The 18,918-nt window shown below is 72.5% G+C and carries 16 protein-coding genes; 10 read left to right on the plus strand and 6 right to left on the minus strand.

Going from position 1 to position 18,918, the window contains the following annotated elements:
- Nucleotides 1–70: 70 nt before the first annotated feature.
- Together AB0L33_RS17675 and AB0L33_RS17680 are read left to right on the plus strand one after the other, a co-directional pair.
- Nucleotides 71–913 (plus strand): ABC transporter ATP-binding protein, encoded by an 843-nt coding sequence (locus tag AB0L33_RS17675; RefSeq protein WP_365682314.1) that lies wholly within the window; start codon nucleotides 71–73, stop codon nucleotides 911–913.
- The gene (locus AB0L33_RS17680; protein ID WP_365682316.1) at nucleotides 910–3,411 is read left to right on the plus strand and encodes an FtsX-like permease family protein; all 2,502 of its coding nucleotides are present in this window, start codon (nucleotides 910–912) and stop codon (nucleotides 3,409–3,411) included. The genes AB0L33_RS17675 and AB0L33_RS17680 overlap by 4 nt, the downstream gene beginning before the upstream one ends.
- 150 nt (nucleotides 3,412–3,561) lie before the next feature.
- On the opposite strand, the gene AB0L33_RS17685 is transcribed toward AB0L33_RS17680, so the two are convergent.
- From AB0L33_RS17685 to AB0L33_RS17695, 3 genes are all read right to left on the minus strand, one after another.
- A complete protein-coding gene (locus tag AB0L33_RS17685) occupies nucleotides 3,562–5,319 on the minus strand; it encodes a discoidin domain-containing protein (protein WP_365682318.1) in 1,758 nt (585 codons plus the stop codon).
- Nucleotides 5,320–5,466: 147 nt separating this feature from the next.
- Nucleotides 5,467–6,567: a DUF1996 domain-containing protein gene (locus AB0L33_RS17690; RefSeq protein WP_365682320.1), complete on the minus strand. Its 1,101-nt coding sequence runs from the start codon at nucleotides 6,565–6,567 to the stop codon at nucleotides 5,467–5,469.
- Between the two features lie 154 nt (nucleotides 6,568–6,721).
- Nucleotides 6,722–7,612 carry a LysR family transcriptional regulator gene (locus tag AB0L33_RS17695; RefSeq protein WP_365682322.1) on the minus strand — a complete coding sequence of 297 codons (891 nt, stop codon included), beginning with the start codon at nucleotides 7,610–7,612 and terminating at the stop codon, nucleotides 6,722–6,724.
- Between the two features lie 91 nt (nucleotides 7,613–7,703).
- Here AB0L33_RS17695 and AB0L33_RS17700 point away from each other — a divergent pair, with 91 nt between their 5' ends.
- Nucleotides 7,704–8,627 carry an EamA family transporter gene (locus AB0L33_RS17700; RefSeq protein ID WP_365682324.1) on the plus strand — a complete coding sequence of 308 codons (924 nt, stop codon included), beginning with the start codon at nucleotides 7,704–7,706 and terminating at the stop codon, nucleotides 8,625–8,627.
- A complete protein-coding gene (locus AB0L33_RS17705; protein ID WP_365682326.1) occupies nucleotides 8,624–9,256 on the plus strand; it encodes an NAD(P)H-binding protein in 633 nt (210 codons plus the stop codon). The genes AB0L33_RS17700 and AB0L33_RS17705 overlap by 4 nt, the downstream gene beginning before the upstream one ends.
- Here AB0L33_RS17705 and AB0L33_RS17710 read toward each other — a convergent pair.
- Together AB0L33_RS17710 and AB0L33_RS17715 are read right to left on the minus strand one after the other, a co-directional pair.
- On the minus strand, nucleotides 9,250–9,765 hold the full coding sequence (locus tag AB0L33_RS17710; RefSeq protein ID WP_365682328.1) for an NUDIX domain-containing protein: 516 nt from the start codon (nucleotides 9,763–9,765) through the stop codon (nucleotides 9,250–9,252). The two genes, AB0L33_RS17705 and AB0L33_RS17710, sit on opposite strands and share 7 nt — an antisense overlap.
- Nucleotides 9,762–11,411, minus strand: a complete 1,650-nt coding sequence (locus tag AB0L33_RS17715) for a penicillin-binding transpeptidase domain-containing protein (protein WP_365682330.1) — start codon at nucleotides 11,409–11,411, stop codon at nucleotides 9,762–9,764. Before AB0L33_RS17715 ends, AB0L33_RS17710 begins: the two co-directional genes overlap by 4 nt.
- Nucleotides 11,412–12,217: 806 nt before the next feature.
- Between AB0L33_RS17715 and AB0L33_RS17720 the strand changes: the two genes are divergently transcribed.
- Complete coding sequence (locus AB0L33_RS17720) at nucleotides 12,218–12,604, plus strand: hypothetical protein (RefSeq protein WP_365682332.1); 387 nt, start codon at nucleotides 12,218–12,220, stop codon at nucleotides 12,602–12,604.
- Between the two features lie 291 nt (nucleotides 12,605–12,895).
- Here AB0L33_RS17720 and AB0L33_RS17725 read toward each other — a convergent pair whose 3' ends face one another.
- Nucleotides 12,896–14,674 (minus strand): phospholipid carrier-dependent glycosyltransferase, encoded by a 1,779-nt coding sequence (locus tag AB0L33_RS17725; RefSeq protein ID WP_365682333.1) that lies wholly within the window; start codon nucleotides 14,672–14,674, stop codon nucleotides 12,896–12,898.
- 52 nt (nucleotides 14,675–14,726) lie between these two features.
- On the opposite strand from AB0L33_RS17725, the gene rsmI reads away from it, so the two are divergent.
- The 5 genes from rsmI to AB0L33_RS17750 all read left to right on the plus strand — a co-directional run bounded on the left by rsmI (nucleotide 14,727) and on the right by AB0L33_RS17750 (nucleotide 18,909).
- Entirely contained in the window at nucleotides 14,727–15,623 is an 897-nt protein-coding gene (gene rsmI / locus AB0L33_RS17730; RefSeq protein WP_365682335.1) for a 16S rRNA (cytidine(1402)-2'-O)-methyltransferase, read from the plus strand.
- 159 nt (nucleotides 15,624–15,782) lie between these two features.
- The gene (locus tag AB0L33_RS17735; RefSeq protein WP_365682337.1) at nucleotides 15,783–16,172 is read left to right on the plus strand and encodes a hypothetical protein; all 390 of its coding nucleotides are present in this window, start codon (nucleotides 15,783–15,785) and stop codon (nucleotides 16,170–16,172) included.
- 42 nt (nucleotides 16,173–16,214) lie between these two features.
- On the plus strand, nucleotides 16,215–17,081 hold the full coding sequence (locus AB0L33_RS17740) for a TatD family hydrolase (protein ID WP_365682339.1): 867 nt from the start codon (nucleotides 16,215–16,217) through the stop codon (nucleotides 17,079–17,081).
- Between the two features lie 53 nt (nucleotides 17,082–17,134).
- Complete coding sequence (gene rsmA, locus AB0L33_RS17745) at nucleotides 17,135–18,019, plus strand: 16S rRNA (adenine(1518)-N(6)/adenine(1519)-N(6))-dimethyltransferase RsmA (protein ID WP_365682341.1); 885 nt, start codon at nucleotides 17,135–17,137, stop codon at nucleotides 18,017–18,019.
- Nucleotides 18,016–18,909 carry a 4-(cytidine 5'-diphospho)-2-C-methyl-D-erythritol kinase gene (locus AB0L33_RS17750; RefSeq protein ID WP_365682342.1) on the plus strand — a complete coding sequence of 298 codons (894 nt, stop codon included), beginning with the start codon at nucleotides 18,016–18,018 and terminating at the stop codon, nucleotides 18,907–18,909. Before rsmA ends, AB0L33_RS17750 begins: the two co-directional genes overlap by 4 nt.
- Nucleotides 18,910–18,918: the final 9 nt, after the last annotated feature.

The raw sequence follows: 18,918 nt of genomic DNA on the forward strand, positions 1-18,918 counted from the left end.
ACGCCCCGCGCACAGCCTTCCGCGCACTCTTCACCCGTAGGACAAACGGACGTGTGAGGGAGACCGGAAGATGAGGCTACGCAGGAGCAAGCGGGGGAAGGCGGAGGCCCGGCCCGAGGCGGGCAACGGGCCCGGGGGCCCGGCCGCCACGCCCGGCCTCGCGGTCGAACTGCGCGACGTCCGGCGGCACTACGGACGCGGTGCGGGCACGGTGCACGCCCTCGCGGGTATCGACCTGGCCCTGCCCAGCGGCACGTTCACCGCGGTCATGGGCCCGTCCGGGTCCGGCAAGTCCACGTTCCTCCAGTGCGCCGCCGGGCTCGACCGGCCATCGGCGGGCTCGGTGCGCGTCGGCGGCACGGAGATCACCGGCATGGGCGAGAACGAGCTCACCGAGCTGCGCCGCAGCCGCCTCGGCTTCGTCTTCCAGGCGTTCAACCTGCTGCCGTCGCTGACCGTGGAGCAGAACGTGCTGCTGCCGATGCGCCTGGCCGGGCAGCACCAGGACCGGCACCGGGCGCAGGCGGTGCTCGCCCGGGTCGGACTCGCGGACAAGGCACGGCGCCGCCCCGCGGAGCTCTCCGGCGGCCAGCAGCAGCGCGTGGCCGTGGCCCGCGCCCTGGTCACCGGCCCCGACGTGATCTTCGCGGACGAACCCACCGGCGCGCTCGACACCGGCACCGCCGCCGAGGTCCTCGGCCTCCTGCGCCACGCGGTGGACTCGCTCGGTGCCACCGTCGTCATGGTCACCCACGACCCCGTGGCGGCCGCCTGGGCCGACCGGGTGCTGTTCCTCGCGGACGGCGCCTTCGCCGACCACGTCGAGCGCGGTTCGGCCGAGCAGATCGCCGCCAGGATGGCGGCCCTCACCGCCCGGTCCCGCGCCGGGGCGACGGCCGGGGTGGCGGCATGAGGCGCCCCAACGGACTCGCACGGGAGGCCATCCGCTTCAAGCCCGCGTCCTTCGCGGGCACGTTCCTCGCGCTGCTGATGTCGGCGCTGATCGTCGCGGCCTGCGGAATCCTGCTGGAGACCAGCCTGCGCGCATCCGTGCCGCCGGAGCGGTACGCCGCCGCGCCGGTCGTCGTCGCGGCCGACCAGAACGAGTACGTCGTCACCGGCAGCGGCGAGGACCTGGAGAAGGAGGCGACGCCGCTGCCGGACACCGCCCGGATGGACGCCGGGCTGGCGGCGAAGGCCGCCCGGGCGCCGGGCGCGGCCACCGCCGTCCCGGACTTCACCTTCCCGGTGCACGCGCGGGGCGGGGCGCTCACCGCGCACGGATGGGGCTCGCACAGCTTCACCGGTGCCTCGCTGACCGCCGGCTCCGCGCCCGGCGAGGGCGAGGTCGTGCTCGACGCGGGTGCGGCCCGCGCAGCCCGGGCCGCCGTGGGCGACACCGTCGCGCTGGAGACCGCCGCCGGGCAGCGGGACTTCCGCGTGGCCGGTCTCGCCGAGGCGGGTCCCGCCGAGGCCGCCCGGGACTCCGGCGGCGCGGGCGGCACGACCTGGTTCGCCGACGCCCAGGCCGCCGTCCTCGCCGGGCACCCCGGCAAGGCCGACGCCGTCGTGGTGCTGGCGGAGAAGGGCACCGGCGCCGACACCCTCGGCGACGCCGTCCGCCACGCCCTGGCCGGCTCCGGTGTCCAGGTCCACACCGGCGACGACCGCGGGGCCGTCGAGGAACCGGGCCTCGCGTCCGCGAAGCTGACGCTCTTCGGGATCGGCGGGTCCTTCGGCGGCATCGCCGCCATCGTCGCCGTCTTCACCGCGGCCGGGACCGTGGCGCTCTCGGTCGGTCAGCGCGCCCGCTCCTTCGCCCTGCTGCGCGCCATCGGCGCCACCCCGCGACAGGTGCGCCGTGCGGTCGCCTCCGAAGCGCTGCTCGTCGCCCCGCTCGCCGGGATCGCCGGCTGCCTGCCCGGCATCGGGCTCGCGCACTGGTGGTTCGGGCAGCTTCAGGACCGCGGGGCCGTCCCGCGCGCCGTGGACCTGCACGTCTCCGTGCTCCCGCTGCTCGCCGCCGTCGTCCTGGGCCTGCTCACCGCGCTCGGCGCGGGCTGGATCGCCGGGCGCCGGCCGGCCAGGATCGCGCCGGGGCAGGCGCTGTCGGAGGCGTCGGTGGAGCGGCTGCGGCCCGGCCCGGTCCGCACCCTCCTCGGCGTCGCGGCCCTCGTCGGAGGCGCGATCCTCACGGGCGTGGCCGCCCGCTCCGCGGGGGACGACGCGGCCGGTGCCGCGCTCGGCGTCGTCATGCTCTTCATGCTCGCCGTCGGGCTGCTCGGCCCGCTGGTGGCGCGGCTGTGCGCGGGGCTGTTCGGCCTGCCCCTGCGCGGCGCGGGCCCGACGGCCGGACTCGCGGCGGCCAACTCCCGGGCCAACGCCCGCCGCCTCGCCTCCGCGATCACCCCGATCGTGCTCGCCGTGGCGTTCTCCTCGACCCTCGTGTTCATGCACACGAGCGAGAACCACGCCGCGGACAAGCAGCTGCGCGCGGGCATCACCGCGGACCACGTGGTGACGGACCCGGACGGGCTTCCGGTGGACGCGGTGGCCCGCGCGGCCCGCGCGCCGGGCGTGGAGACGTCCGTCGGGTTGCTGAACACCCAGGTGCTGGTGCCGACCGGCTCGGGCGAGTTCAAGTCGTTGCAGGGTGCGGCCACCCAGGGCGTCACCGGTTCCGGCGCCGCCCTCGCGAAGGTGCAGGACCTGGACGTACGCGAGGGCAGCCTCGACCGGCTCGGGGCGGGCCGCATCGCCATCGACCGGACCCTGGCGGACTCGGCGGACGCCCGCGTCGGCGACCGGCTTCCCCTCTACCTCCCGGACGGGACCGAGGCCGCGCCCGAGATCGTCGCGGTCTACGGCCGCGGCCTCGGCCTGGCCACGGTGACCATGGACCGGGCGTCCCTGACCGGGCACGTCACCTCGGGCTTCGACAGCACGCTGCTGGTACGGGGCGGCTCGGCGAAGGCGCTCACCACCCTGGGCCGGGTCACCGACGCCTCCGGCTACGCCACCGAGCGGAACGCGGAGGCCGAGCTGGGCGCCTGGATGAACACCACCATGGCCGCGGTTCTCGGCGGCTTCGCGGCCGTCGCCGCGGTCAACACCCTGGTGATGACGGTGCGGGACCGCCGTCCGGAACTGGGCGCGCTGCGCCTCGTCGGCGCCACCAGGCGGCAGGTGATGACGATGCTGCGCTGGGAGGCCCTGCTGGTCGCGGGGGCGGGCCTGGTCCTCGGCTCGGCGATCGCCGCGGCCACGCTGATCCCGATGATGAACGGGGTGACCGGCGACGCGCCGTACGTGCCCCCGTTGATGTACGGGGGCCTCGCGGCGGCCGTCGGCGGCCTGGCCCTGCTCGCGGTCACGCTGCCGGCCAGGACGGGGCTGCGCCCCCGGGCGTAATGCAGCGAGGCGGGGAGTCCGGTCGGGACCGGACTCCCCGCCTCCTCGTGTCTGCCGGGCCTCATGCCCCCCGGGGGCAGTCCCGGGGGGCGGCCGCGGCGTTGCCGTCCCCTCAAACGGAACGCCGACGTGGTGGTGTGCCCGCGGAGGTCAGCTGTAGACGCCGAACTCGTAGAGCGAGTACCCCCAGCCCGTTCCCCGAACGGTGCCGTTGACGCGTACGTAGCGGCCCGTGCCGCTGACGTCGAGGTCGTCGATGTCGCCGTTGCCGTCGGTCACGGTCTTGATCGTCGTCCAGTTCTGGCCGTCCTCCGACGTCTGGATCTCGTAGCCCTTGGCGTACGCCGGGTCCCAGGCCAGCTGCACGTGCTTGATGGCCGTGGAGGCGCCCAGGTCGACCTGGAGCCACTGCGGGTCGCTCCAGTCACTGGCCCAGCGGGTGTCGAACTTGCCGTCCACCGCGTTGTCCGCACCGCACGGGCAGCCGCCGGTGGGGTCCGTCTGGAAGGAGGAGGCCGTGGCGGGCTTGCCCCGGGAGACGTTGGTGCCGTCCACCTGCGGCGGGACCACCTTGAGGGACGTGGTCTCGATGCCCACATTGCCGTGGCCGTCCCTGGCCTTCACGTAGACCTTGTAGACGCCGGTCTTGCTGGGCGCCTTCGCGGTCAGCGTGCCGTCGCCGTTGTCCTTCGTCTCGGCGGGGACCAGCGCCTTGTTCTGGTCGATGTAGTTGCTGCTGAACAGGACCTGGTACGTGATCGCGTCGCCGTCCGGGTCCGTGGTGTGCGTGCTGACGCGCACGTCGGAGCCGGTGGGGACGCCCTCGGTGGCGTTGTCCACGGTCATGCCGGAGATCACCGGCGGGGTGTTGTCACCGGAGGTGTCCGCGCCGTAGGCCTTCTTCACCGCGTAGTACGAGAGCCGCTTCTCGCCGCCCGGCAACAGGTTGAACCACACACCGCCGAAGTCGTCCTCGGTGCCGTAGTGGAACATCGTGGCGCCCAGGGCCACCCTCGTGTGCCCGGTGACGCAGCCCCACGCCTTGGTGTAACCCTCGGCCTTCGCCGCGTCGGTGGGCTCCTCCGGTACGCCGTTGGCGTCGTCCTCCACCTCCCACTCGCCGGCCGGTCCGGTCTCCGTGACGATGTACGGCTTGTCGTAACCGCCCTGCTCCCAGTCCGACTTGACGTTGCAGACCGCGTCGTAGGCGTTGACCGCGTACAGGTCCAGGTCCGGGGCGTTCTTCTTGTAGTACGGCCAGGCGCCGGTCCACGCGTCCGTGGAGGTGACCGGGTGATCGGGGTCGACCTCGTGGATCTTCTTCGCGATGTCGTTGACGAAGGTGGTGTACGCGTTGCGCTGGGCCTCCAGCTCGTCGCCGCCGTAGCAGTTCTGCAGGCCGAGGGTGGACTCGTTGCCCACGTTCCACATCAGCACGCCGGGGTTGTCCTTGTAGGTGTCGACCCACTTCGGGAACTCGGCGAGCATGTCGTTCTTGTACTGCGTGTCCGTCAGGTAGTTGACGCAGCCGCCGCTGCCGGGGCCGCCGCCGGGCTGGAGCCAGAAGCCGGCGATCACCTTGACGCCGTTGGCCGCCGCCGTGTCGAAGAGCGGCTTGCTGGTGGCGTCCGTGCCCCAGGTGCGGATCGTGTTGACGCCCATCGACGCCAGGTCCGGCAGATACTTCTCCGCGTCCGCGACCGAGGGGCCCCAGGTGAGGCCCTTGACCGTATACGGCGAACCGTCCACGGTCAGCTGCCAGTCGCCCTGCGAACCGGTGACCTTCACGACGTTCCCGGCCGCCTGGGCCGCGGGCGCCTGGAGGGCGAGCAGGCCGCCACCGAGCAGGGCGGCCGCCGCGACGGGCGCGAGCAGGCGACGGGTCGTGCGGGTGGGGGGATGGTGCATGTGTCTCTCTCCTTGCGTGTGGGGGGAGTCGGGGGGACGAGGAGGGGTCCTTGCGCGCATGGTCCGGGGCCTCCGCGATCTTGGAGAGCGCTCTCCGGCGTGGGCCGAAAAAAGGCCCCGGACCTGTGGGGGTGCGCGCGCCGCCGGTTACGGCAGCTCGTAGTTCCCGTCGAGCACCGCGCCCTTCTCGGGGTGGTTCTCGTCGTAGCCGTGCGGGTCGCACTGGAGGCCGCCCTTGATGCAGTGGGTGACCATCGCGTCCAGCGTGGCGGTGTCCCAGCCGTTCATGAAGTCGTAGTGGAACGAGAAGCCCGCCCCGCTCGCGAGCCTCACCTGCGACATGTCGCCGTTGACCGGCCACGCCATCTTGAACTCGATCATCGGCAGCGCGACCGGGTGGTCCGCCGGGCAGGAGTTGTAGTTCGCGCCGCCCGCGACCGGGTACGCCATGTGGCTCTTGTGGTCCGGCGTGTCCAGGTGGATGCCGTCCCAGCAACTCGGCGCCTGGAGCCGCAGGTTGAGCTGGACGTCCCGGCGGTCGGGGCAGCTGGCCGGGAAGTCGTAGTTCTTGAAGGAGTCACCGCACTCCCAGCCCTCGACGGTGCCCTTCAGGTTCTTGAACTCCTCCTCGCTCTGCATCGGGCTGCCGACCACGTAGCGCAGGCCCTTGGGGAAGGGGCGCACGCTGCGGTAGTCGGTGACCCCCGACTTGTAGTAGATGGTCTGGACGCCGTCCGGGAGGACCTTGGTGTCCCCGTTGAAGAGGCTCGGCATCCAGTAGCCCGACTTGTCGCCGGGCGCCAGGCACGTGGTGTCGCCGGACTCCAGCGAGGCGGCGGTGGTGTACGCGTCCGTCGTGGTGTTGCCCATGAACGTGTGGTCGTGGGACTTTCCGGGCTGGCCCGGGTAGACGATCGGGTCGTCCGGCGCGGTGTGCGTGGGGGCGCACTTGGCCTGGAACTCGTGAAAGTACGCCTGCGGCGGCACCTCCGTCGAGGGGGTGACCCCGGTCACCGGCGGGTCGGCCATGATGTAGCCGTCCCCGTCCGGGTCGTCGCCGGACGCCTGGGTGGACGCCGGCATGCCGGGCATCCCCGGCATGGAGTAGGCCGCGTGCTCGGTGTGCGCGGCGGCGCTCGTCTCGGGAGCCGCGTTCGCCGTCGCCGCGATCCCGGCGATCCCGGCCGTGGTCAGGCTCAGCGAGGTGAACAAGAGCAGTCCGGTGAGGGTTCTGGACCTCCGTGGCATGGAGGGACCTCCTGCGCGTCGTGGGGGAGTGCGGGGTGGGGGAGGGCGCCCGGCCGGGGGGAACGGAAGCACTGCGGTCGGTCTTGGAGAGCGCTCTCCCGCTGTGGAGTGTTCCGTCCCTGACAAGAGCGTGTCAATACTTCGTGTCGCGGCTTCATGCGTCCTCCCCGTCCGTTACGGGGATGCCCAGCGCCTCCAGGAACGCCGTGGCGGCCGGCGTCCGGCCCGACCGGCTCCAGGTGGCGTGCTGGACGCGGAGCGGCGCGTCGGAGACCTCGATCGCGACGATGCCGGTCAGCTGCGCGGCGTACGCCGGTGGCAGCATCGCCACCGCGAGGCCGGGGGCGACGAGGCTCGCGATGTAGTCCGCGGTGGTGACCTCGAAGGCGACGTCGCGGGTGAGTCCGGCGGCGGCGAACGCCTGGTCGGTCTGGGCGCGTCCGGCCGTGCCCGCCGGGAAGTCCGCGAAGACCTCCGAGGAGAGGCGGCGCAGGTCCACGGCGGGCGCCCCGGCCAGCGGATGGTCCGGGGCGACCACGGCGACGAGCCGGTCGCGGGCCAGTTCGTGGCGGCCGACGCCCCGGGGCACGGCGGTCGCGGGCAGCCCGAGGAAGGCCACGTCGAGGGTGCCCTCGCGGACCTGCTCGGCCAGTTCGTCGCTGGCGCCCACCCGGAGGCTGACCCGCACCTGGGGATGGCGGCGGCGGAAGGCGCCCAGGGCGGCCGGGATGTCGACGGCGGTGACGGTCGGGATCAGGCCCACCGCGAGCCGGCCGCGCACTTCGCCGACCGCCGCCGCGACCTCGGCGGCGGCGCGCTCGGCGGCCTCCAGGCACTGGCGGGCGGCCGGGAGGAACGCCTCGCCGGCCGGGGTGAGCCGCACCCGGCGGGTGGTGCGCTCGAAGAGCCGACCGCCCAACTCCCTTTCCAGGCGGGCGATCTGGTGGCTCAGTGCCGACTGCACGACGAGGCACCGCCCGGCGGCCCGAGTGAAGCTGCCGGTTTCGGCCACGGCGATCACGTAACGCATCTGCTGGAGCTCCATGGCTGCATCGTCCATCCATCGCGAACCGAGATCAATGCGGTGACAGACATGTGTTGGACTCATCAATGGACCCGGGCCGAGACTTCGAGACATGACAAGCCGACCCACGCGGGGGGCTGCCGGGGCGCTGCCCCGTACCGCCCTGACCGCGCTCGCCCCGGCGGTGTGGGGCACGACCTACATCGTCACCACGGAGTTCCTGCCGGCCGGACACCCGCTGTTCGCCGGCCTCCTGCGCGCCCTGCCCGCCGGACTTATCGCCCTCGCCCTCACCCGCACGCTGCCGCGCGGCGCCTGGTGGGCGAAGGCGGCGGTGCTCGGGGTGCTCAACATCGGGCTCTTCCTGCCGCTCCTGTTCATCGCGGCGGAACGGCTGCCGGGCGGCGTCGCCGCCACACTGGGCGCCGCGCAGCCGCTCGTCGTCGCCGTCCTCGCGGTGGCCGTCCTGCGCCAACCCCTGGCCGCCCGGCCCCTGTGGTGGGGCGCTACGGGGGTGCTGGGCGTCGGCCTGGTGGTGATCGGGCCCGGGGCGGAGCTGGACGCGGCCGGGCTGGCCGCGGGCCTCGCCGGGGCGGCCACGATGGGGCTCGGCGTGACGCTCACCAAGCGGTGGGGGCGGCCCGAGGGTGTCGGCCCGCTCGCCTTCACCGGCTGGCAGCTCACCGCCGGGGGCCTCTTCCTGGCGCCGGTGACCTTCCTCGCCGAGGGCGCCCCGCCCGCGATCGACGGCCGCGCCGCGCTCGGCTACCTCTGGCTGGGCCTGGTCGGCGGGCTGCTGACGTACGCCCTGTGGTTCCGGGGGATCGGCGCCCTGCCGGTGACCTCGGTCGCCGTCCTCGGCCTGCTCTCGCCGCTCGTCGCGGCAGGTCTCGGCGCGCTCGTCCTCGGCCAGACACTCGGCCCGGTCCAGCTGACGGGCTTCGCGCTGGCCCTCGCCTCGATCGTCGGGGGCCAGCTCCCGGGGCGCGCCCCTGTCGTCCTCCCCACTCCCGTACCGGAAAGGACCCCTCGATGAGGATCGCCGTTCTCGGAGCCGCAGGCATGGCCGGCTCCCGCGTCGTCACCGAAGCCGCGCACCGGGGCCACGCACTCCTCGCGGTGTACCGCTCCACCCGCCCGGACACCCTGCCGCCCGGCGTCACCCCGGTGGCGGGCGACGCGGACGACACCGACGCGATGACCGCCCTGTTCGAGAGGGCCGACGCGGTGGTGGCCGCGACCCGCCCGCCCGTCGGGCGCGAGCACACCATCGCGGCGACGACGACGGCGCTGCTCGACGCGGCGGCGAAGACCGGGACGCGCCTCCTGGTGATCGGCGGCGCGGGCCCGCTGGAGGTCCCCGGGCGCCCCGGGCGACTGGTGCTGGACGACCCCGCGTACGTACCGCCGCAGTGGCGCACGGTCGCCTCAGCCAGCTCCGCCCAGCTCGCCGCCTGCCGGGCGCACGAGGCCGACTGGACCTACCTCAGCCCACCCGCCGTCCTGGAGCCGGGCCCCCGCACGGGCGCGTACCGCCGGGGCACGACCACCCTGCTCACCGCCGGGGACGGCACCTCCCGCATCGCGGCGGAGGACCTGGCGGTGGCGGTCCTGGACGAGCTGGAACGCCCTTGTGGGGAGCGGCACTTCACGGTGGGCTACTGAGGGCGCAGTGCGGCGGCGATCATGTCGTGAACGAGGAATTCGCCGGGTGCGCGGTTCTCCTTGAGCCGGTCCAGCTCCTCGGGCCCGAACCAGTCGAACGCGCTGTTCTTGGACCACTCCAACGCGGGGTGGTCCAGGTCGCCGTCGACCTCCACGAGGTAGTCCGCCTCGTGGCGCAGCCCGCCGCCGTCGTCGCCGGTCCAGGTGGTGACCCCGAGCAGCGCCCGGACCCGGCGCAGGCGCCACCCCGTCTCCTCGCCCAGCTCCCGGGCGAGCGCGGTCAACAGCGTCTCGCCGGGCTCGACATGGCCGCCCACGATGTCCCAGCATCCGGGGAACAGCCGCCGGTCGGGGCCGCGCTTCTGCGCGAAGGCGCGGCCCTGTCCGTCGAGGATCACCGCACCGACGGCCCACGTCTCGCCGTCGGCGGGGACCGGTACGTCGACGCCGGGGTCGACCAGGACGTCCGGGCCCGCAGCCCCAAGCCCCCGCGCCGCCGGGTCGTTCACGGCCCCGCCCGCAGGACCTCCGCGACGACCGGGCCCGCCGCGTCGCCGCCGTGGCCGCCGGACTGGACCAGGGCGGCGGCCGCCAGGTCGTTGCTGAAGCCGGTGAACCAGCTGTCGGAGGTGGCGTGGCCGTCGATCTCCGCCGAGCCGGTCTTGGCGCCCTTGTCGCCGCCCACGTTCGCCATGGCCTGCGTGGCGGTGCCCTCGGGGGCGGTCGCGGCGTAGCGCAGCATCTCCTTGAGCTGCGCGGAGACGCCGGGCGGCAGCGGGGTCGCGGTGGCGAAGGTCCGGTTGTCCAGGGACTGCGGAACGATGAACGGCTGCCGGAAGCGGCCGTTGACGGCGGTCGCGGTGACCGAGGCCATGTTGAGCGGGTTCATCTCGATCTTGCCCTGGCCGATGAACGAGGCGGCGGTCTCGGCGTCGCGGGACTCGGGGACGCTGCCGTCGAACGTGACGATGCCCGACTGCCAGTCCTGGCCGATGCCGAAGTACTGACTGGCCTCGTTGCCCAGTGCGGTGTCGCGCTTGTCGCCCAGGGGCAGCACCGGCTTGATGAACGCGGTGTTGCAGGACCGGGCGAACGCCGTCTTCAGCGTGGCGCTCGGCATCGAGAAGTCCTTCAGGTTGTGGAAGGTGACCCCCACCCAGGGAACGGTGGCGGGGCACTGGACGGTCGCGTTCGCACTGCCCAGGCCGTTCTGGATGATCATCGCGGCGGTGATGATCTTCATCGTCGAGCCGGGGGCGACCTTGCCCTTCCGGGCCGCGTCGAAGCCGTCGGCCCGGTTGTTCGCGATCGCCCGGATGGCACCCGTGGACGGCTCGACGGCCGCGACCGACGCCTCCGCGAACTTCTTCACGCCCCGCTCGGCCGCCGCCTGGATCTTCGCGTCAAGCGTCGTCGGCACCCGGCCCGGCTTGCCCTTGACCAGAGTCAGCAGCGTCTTGTCCGCGCCGTCCGCGTCCGCGCTGTTGATCCAGGTCTCGATGCCCGTCGTGCCGCCGGCCTTCTCGCCGTACTTCTTGCGCAGCTCGTCCAGGATTCCGGCGAGCGACGGGTACTTCTCCTCGGTGAGCACCTGTCCGTTGCGGTCGACCGCCTCGATCGACGCGCTGGAGGACTCGCCGGTCTCCAGCGACTCGCCCTTGGCGAGGTCCGGGTGGATGACGGAGGGCTCCCAGTCGACCAGGGCGCGGCCGGTGGTCAGTCCGCGTACGACGGTCAGCTTCGAGGCGTACGACCAGGACTTCGTCGTTCCCTTGTACGAGACGGTCGCCTTCACGGTGTACGGGACTGTCGAGCCCGTCGCCGCGCCCGGGGTGATCACGGCCTTGGTGACGTGGGCCGTGTCGCTGTAGCCGGTCAGCGCGGTCTCCGCGTCCGCCTTGTTGTTGGTGAGGGCCGCCGCGACCGCCGCGTCGCCCTCCGCCCACGCGGCGAGGAACTTCTTGGACGTGTCGGCGATCTCGTCCTTGGTGACCGGGCCCGACCTCACCTCGGAGGAGTCGGCGGCCGTGCTCGTATTGCCGCCGACGCCGCTGTCCCCGAGCCCGTCCAGGATGTTGTACGCCCCGTACCCCACCCCGCCGAGCACGAGCGCGAACACCCCGCCGACTATGCCTACCTTCGCTCCACTGCGCATTCCCGCTGTCCCCATCCCCCCGGAGCCTGCTTCTCGAAAACGTAAGAAGGCTATGCGAGGGCACACCTTACGGGGCGGTATTGACGTTCTTCCCGCCCCGAGGGGAGGGATTTCTGGCCTCACATCGGCTGGGTACCCGCGGTCCGCCTGCTCTCGCACGACCGGCACCGGCCGGTTGAGACCAGCCCGGATCAGCATCACGCGGAGTCCCTGTCGCCGGGAGACGAGCCCCCGGCACCCGGGCCCGCCGGCATGATCAACGACCAGGCCGGGGCGATCCGGACAAACGTCGGGGTTTTGCCCCGCACGACGATCCACCAACCGGAATTGAATATTCCCGCGAGGGATAATTCCGCCCCTTATCCGACTCCCGACGCCGGTTGCGCCTCATCACCGAGGGCCGGCGGAAGGATTTTACTGAGGAAGATTTGAGGTTGATCCCATTGACCTCGTCAGAATCCACAGATAATAATCTGACCCACGATCAGCGGTACTGATCAGTGAACGGGGGCAGGAAGAGCGAGTATTCGAAACTCCACAGGAGTCGTCGAAAACTCGTCGTAACGGACATCCGCCGAGGTCGCCTTATTTCGACCTTTCCTTCGGCGGCCTTTCGCATCCAGCGGAAGATCGAACTGCGATGTCCATCCTGTAGTTCGGGGGCTTCGATTCAGCGCCACCATCGACCGCCGCGCGAACTCCCCTGGAAAACCGGTCCAACACGTCGGCACCATCAGGGGTGGCGACGTGGTGCCACGAATCATGTGAGCGGGCCCCTCCCGCTCCCACCCCAGAAGGAGTTCCCCTTGACTCAGCGTTGGCTGGTTCGCAGCTCGGTCGCCGCCGGTGCGGCAGTGGCCCTGGCCTTAGGCACAACAGGTCCCGCCCACGCGGCGGACACGCAGATCTTCCTGTACCACAACGGGCACCAGCTCGGACACATGTACCACTCCGACCCGGACCCGGACACCATCACCGTCTGCGACGACTACGCGGACGGTCACGGCGTCCGAGGCGTGATCTTCCAGGCATGGGGTGTGCAGTGGAGGCCCGCGGGCGTCATCGACGACGGTGGTGACGCCAACTGTGACTCGGTGGTCGCCCCCATCGTCAAGGACAGCTTCTGGAAGATGCAGCTCTGCTGGACCGGCGCCGACAACGTGTGCGTCTCCTCGAAGATGTTCACCGAGTAGCCTGCGGGGCGTCGTCCGTGCCCCCGCGACAGCGGTGTCAGCTGCCGCGGGGGCACGGCGGAAGTCCCGGGGGGTCGATCTTGGGAGAATGATTTCTCCCAGCAGCCGGAACAGTTCTCCGTCGACCCGCCCCGCGAAGCGGACAAGAAACAGCCCGCGACCAGAAATGTGAATCGCTGCAGCGGGGAATGAGACGGGATTGTTCGGCACCAAGCACGGAGTTCTCTGCGCTAAAAGATCCACGAAGGTGCCGTATTCGTTCCTCTGTCATCCCTGAGCAAAGAAGTCCTGTCAGATCCAGGTGTCCAGCCACATCCGGTCCCGCCAGGAGTTCTCCGGGATCGGTGTCCCCGTGAACAGCGGCCAGAAATAAATGAAGTTCCAGATGATCAGCAGCACCAGGACCCCGGCCGCCACCGCGCCCAGCGTCCGGCGCCGTTCGCCCGAGGGATCGGGCTTCGCGAGCCCGAGTTCGTACCGCGGTCCCGTCTCCGCCGCGGGCCCCAGCATCGCGCCGATCATCATCGACACCGCCAGGCACAGGAAGGGCACGAACACGACGGCGTAGAAGAGGAAGATCGTGCGTTCCTGGTACAGGAACCACGGCAGCCACCCCGCCGCCACGCCGCAGGCGATCGCACCCGCCCGCCAGTCGCGGCGGAACACCCAGCGCCACAGCACGTACACCAGGGCGAAGCAGGCCGCCCACCACAGCAGCGGCGTCCCGATCGCCAGCACCTCGCGGGAGCACTTCCCGGTCACCGACTCGGCGCAGCCGTTCTGCTCCTCGTAGAAGTACGAGACGGGGCGGCCCAGCACGATCCAGCTCCACGGATTGGACTGGTACGTGTGTCCGGACGTCAGGTGCACGTGGAAGTCGTACACCTGGTGCTCGTAGTGCCACAGGCTGCGCAGCCAGTCCGGCAGCCAGGTCCAGTTGCCCCCCTTGCCGTCGGTCGTCGCCCAGTCCCGGAAGTAGCCGTGCCGGTCCGGGGAGTTCCGGACGATCCAGCCCGTCCAGGACGCGAGGTACGTGGCCAGCGCGACCGGCACCACCGAGACGAACGCCGGGAGCACGTCCCGCAGCAGCACCGCCAGGTACGGGCGCACGGCTCCGGCGGTGCGGCGCGCGCCCACGTCCCACAACACCGTCATCAGGCCGAACGCGACCATGATGTACAGGCCGTTCCACTTCGTCGCGGCGGCGAGGCCCAGCGAGACACCGGCGGCGATGCGCCAGGGCCGCCACCCCAGGCGCAGGGTCTCCGCGACCCCGGCGTCCGGGCGCAGCACGCCGTCCTCGTCCACCGGCAGCGCCGCCGCGAGGCGGCGCCTGGCCCAGTCGCGGTCGATCAGCAGGCAGCCGAACGCGGCCAGCACGAAGAACATCAGCACCAGGTCGAGCAGCGCGGTCCGGCTCATCACGAAGTGCAGCCCGTCCACCGCGAGCAGCGCGCCCGCCAGGCAGCCGAGGAAGGTCGAGCGGAACAGCCGGCGGCCGATCCGGCACAGCATCAGCACCGACAGCGTGCCGAGCACGGCGACCATGAACCGCCAGCCGAATGGCGTGAACCCGAACATCTGCTCGCCGAGGCCGATGATCCACTTGCCGACGGGCGGGTGCACCACATAGCCCGGGTCGGTCGGCACCGGCACCTGCGAGGGGTCGTTCAGGATCAGCTTGTCGACGTCCTTGGGCCACGCGCCCTCGTACCCCTGGTTGATCAGCGCCCAGGAGTCCTTCGCGTAGTACGTCTCGTCGAATATCACCGCGTGCGGGCTGCCCAGCTTCCAGAAGCGCAGCACCCCCGCGACCGCCGCGACCAGCAGCGGACCGCCCCACGCCGACCAGCGCACCAGCCGGTCCGCGAGCAGCGGCGGCACGCCAAGCACCGCCCACAGCTGGTCCCCGGGCCGGTTGTACGGCGGGTCGAGCCGCTCCCGCAGCCCGGTCCCGGGGCGCGGGGAATGGCCGAAGCGGCGCAGCCGCTGCTGCCAGGAGGTCGGCTCCGGGCCGTGCTGTTCCCCGGCGTCTTGGCCCTGCCGGGCTTCGGGCGCAGTACTCGTCACCGCGCCATCGTAGGGAACGCGTCTGTGGGAGAGGTGTTCCCCGTGCGGGAGGATGGGGCTTGTGACTGGAACGACTGGAACGCTCGTGCTCGCAGGGACCCCCATCGGCGACCTGGCGGACGCCCCGCCCCGCCTCGCCGCCGAACTGGAGGCGGCCGACGTGATCGCCGCCGAGGACACCCGCAGGCTGCGCCGGCTGACCCAGGGGCTCGGCGTCCACACCACGGGACGCGTCGTCTCCTACTTCGAGGGCAACGAGTCCGCCCGCACGCCCGAACTCGTGGAGGCCCTGGTCGGCGGGGCCCGGGTGCTGCTGGTCACGGACGCCGGGATGCCGTCCGTCTCGGACCCGGGCTACCGGCTGGTCGCCGCCGCCGTGGAGCGGGACATCAGGGTCACCGCCGTGCCCGGCCCGTCCGCCGTGCTCACCGCGCTCGCCCTGTCCGCCCTGCCGGTGGACCGGTTCTGCTTCGAGGGGTTCCTGCCGCGCAAGGGCGGCGAACGCCTCTCCAAGCTCCGCGAGGTCGCCCGTGAGCCCCGCACGATGGTCTTCTTCGAGGCCCCGCACCGCCTGGACGACACCCTCGCCGCGATGGCCGAGGTCTTCGGCGCGGAGCGGCGGGGCGCGGTCTGCCGCGAGCTGACCAAGACCTACGAGGAGGTCAAGCGCGGTCCGCTGGGCGAGCTCGCCGCCTGGTCCGCCGCCGAGCAGGTGCGCGGTGAGATCACCGTCGTCGTGGAGGGCGCGGGCTCCACCGGCGAGGAACTGGACGCCGATGAGCTGGTGCGCAGGGTGCGGGTGCGCGAGGAGGCGGGGGAGCGGCGCAAGGAGGCGATCGCCGCCGTGGCCGCCGAGGCGGGCCTGCCCAAGCGCGAGGTGTTCGACGCCGTCGTCGCGGCAAAGAATGCTGCTCGGACCGGCCACGCGGACGGCAAAGGTCTATCGTGAAAAGCAAAGCGAGAGCCGCGTACCGGCCCCTTTGACCACGAGAAGGCCAAAACCGCTCCAACACTCGACAGGGCCGGTGCGCTCCCGCCGGTGAAGGCGTCCACTGGAAGGCAGGGCGCATTCCCCGGAGTGCTTGTCCGACGGACAAGAGGAGCAGGCATGAGCGACACCACAGCAGCCACCGCACACGAGGCATACGCCTTCGCCTGCATGAGGTGTGGACACGGGTGGGAGCAGGCGTACGAGATAGAGCACCACACCGACGCGTCCGGCCACGCGTACGTGGTCTACAAGGCGGACGGAGAACGGGTGCCGTCGCCCCTGTCCACCCCGACCTGCGCCAACTGCGGCGGGCACGTCGTACGGATCATGCGGGCCGGCCGGGTCTCCAACATCCAGCGGTTCCTGTACAACCAGAACCGCACCCAGCCCGCCGCCGGGCCGCTGATGCCGGAGGAGCCGGCCGAGGAGCCGGTCGCGGCCACCGTCGCCCCGTCCGCCGGGCACCACTGGCACCTCTCCGACCTCCTGCACCCGTTCCGCAAGTGACCGCGTAGGCCGGTTCGCCGCGGTCCTCGTACGATCGTGGCCATGAGCCGCACCGAAGCCCCGCCCCTGCCGGAACCCCTCCGGGTGCCGGTCGCCGATTCGCACACCCACTTGGACATGCAGGACGGCACCGTCGAGGAGGGCCTGGCCAGGGCCGCCGCGGTGAACGTGACGACCGTGGTCCAGGTGGGCTGCGACGTGAAGGGGTCCCGCTGGGCCGCCGAGACCGCCGCGGCCCACGCGAACGTGCACGCGGCGGTCGCCCTGCACCCCAACGAGGCGCCGCGCATCGTGCACGGGGACCCCGATGGATGGTCGCGGCAGGGGGAGCGCGAGGCGGGCGGCACGGCCGCGCTGCACGAAGCGCTCGCCGAGATCGACGCGCTGGCCGCCCTGCCGCACGTACGCGGGGTCGGCGAGACCGGCCTCGACCACTTCCGGACCGGCCCCGAGGGCATGGCCGCCCAGGAGGAGTCGTTCCGGGCCCACATCGAGATCGCCAAGCGGCACGGCAAGGCCCTCGTCATCCACGACCGCGAGGCCCACGCGGACGTCCTGCGCATCCTCGCGGACGCGGGGGCGCCCGAGCGGACCGTCTTCCACTGCTACTCCGGCGACGCGGACATGGCCCGGATCTGCGCGGACGCCGGCTACTTCATGTCGTTCGCCGGGAACATGACCTTCAAGAACGCCCAGCCGCTGCGCGACGCCCTGGCGGTCGCCCCGCTGGAACTGGTCCTGGTCGAGACGGACGCCCCGTTCCTGACCCCGGCGCCGTACCGGGGACGGCCGAACGCGCCGTACCTGATCCCGGTGACGCTGCGGGCGATGGCGGCGGTGAAGGGCCTGGACGAGGACACGCTGGCCGAGGCGATCGCGGACAACACGGCGCGGGCGTTCGACTACTGAGTGGGGTCCGCGCCGCGTGAGTCGACTTACGTGGCGCGCCTTACGCTTTACAGGTGAGTACCACTGAGCCCGACGCCCTTCTGGGCCCCGCAGACGTCCGCGAACTCGCCGACACCCTCGGCGTACGCCCCACCAAGCAGCGCGGGCAGAACTTCGTCATCGACGCCAACACGGTCCGCCGGATCGTGCGGACGGCGGAGGTCCGGCCGGACGACGTGGTGGTCGAGATCGGACCGGGCCTCGGCTCGCTGACCCTCGCGCTCCTCGAGGTCGCCGACCGCGTCGTCGCCGTCGAGATCGACGACGTACTCGCCGCGGCCCTGCCCGCCACCGTCGCCGCCCGGATGCCCGCCCGCGCCGACCGCTTCGCGCTGGTGCACTCGGACGCCATGCTCGTACGCGAACTGCCCGGCCCGCCGCCCACCGCGCTGGTCGCCAACCTGCCGTACAACGTCGCCGTACCGGTGCTGCTCACCGTGCTCGACCGCTTCCCCAGCATCGAGCGCACGCTCGTCATGGTGCAGGCGGAGGTCGCGGACCGGCTGGCCGCCCGGCCGGGCAACAAGGTCTACGGCGTGCCGTCGGTGAAGGCGAACTGGTACACCGACGTCAAGCGCGCCGGGTCCATCGGCCGCAAGGTCTTCTGGCCCGCGCCGAACGTGGACTCCGGGCTCGTCTCGCTGGTGCGCCGCAGCGAACCCGTGGCGACGACCGCGAGCAAGGAAGAGGTCTTCGCGGTGGTGGACGCGGCGTTCGCGCAGCGCCGCAAGACGCTGCGCGCGGCACTCGCGGGCTGGGCCGGTTCCGCACCGGCCGCCGAGGCCGCCCTGGTCGCCGCGGGCGTCTCGCCGCAGGCGCGGGGGGAGTCCCTGACGATCGAGGAGTTCGCGGCCATCGCCGAGCACAAGCCCGCCGCCGGGACCGGGAGCGCGCAGTGAGTGTCACCGTACGGGTCCCCGCCAAGGTCAACGTCCAACTCGCGGTCGGTGCCGCGCGCCCCGACGGCTTCCACGACCTGGCCAACGTCTTCCTCGCCGTCGGCCTGTACGACGAGGTGACCGTCACCCCCGCCGACAGCCTGCGCATCACCTGCTCCGGGCCCGACGCCGCCCAGGTCCCGCTGGACGCGTCGAACCTGGCGGCCAGGGCGGCCACCGCGCTGGCCGCCCGCCACGGGATCGCGCCCGACGTGCACCTCCACATCGACAAGGACATCCCGGTCGCCGGCGGCATGGCGGGAGGGAGCGCGGACGGGGCGGGCGCCCTGCTGGCCTGCGACGCGCTGTGGGGGACCGGGACGCCGCGCGAGGACCTGCTTGCCCTCTGCGCCGAGCTGGGCAGCGACGTGCCGTTCAGCCTGGTCGGCGGCGCCGCGCTCGGGACCGGCCGGGGCGAGCTGCTGACCCCGGTCGAGGTCGGCGGCACCTTCCACTGGGTGTTCGCGGTGGCCGACGGCGGGCTGTCCACCCCTGCGGTGTACCGCGAGTTCGACCGCCTCACCGCGGGCACCCGCGTCCCGGAACCGGTGGCGTCGGACGCCCTCCTCGACGCGCTGCGGTCGGGCGACCCGAAGGCCCTGGCCGCCACCCTGAGCAACGACCTCCAGGCTCCCGCGCTGGCCCTGCGCCCGTCCCTCTCCGCGACCCTGGCGGCGGGCACGGAGGCGGGCGCGCTGGCGGCCCTGGTCTCGGGCTCGGGCCCGACGACCGCGTTCCTCACGGAGGACGAGGCGACGGCCCGCGAGGTGGCCGCCGCCCTGACCGCCTCGGGGACCTGCCGCACGGCACGCACGGCGGCCTCCCCGGCCCCGGGGGCGACGGTCGTCTAGGGGGCGTCG

The organism is Streptomyces sp. NPDC052299 (assembly GCF_040679335.1).
GTDB lineage: Bacteria > Actinomycetota > Actinomycetes > Streptomycetales > Streptomycetaceae > Streptomyces.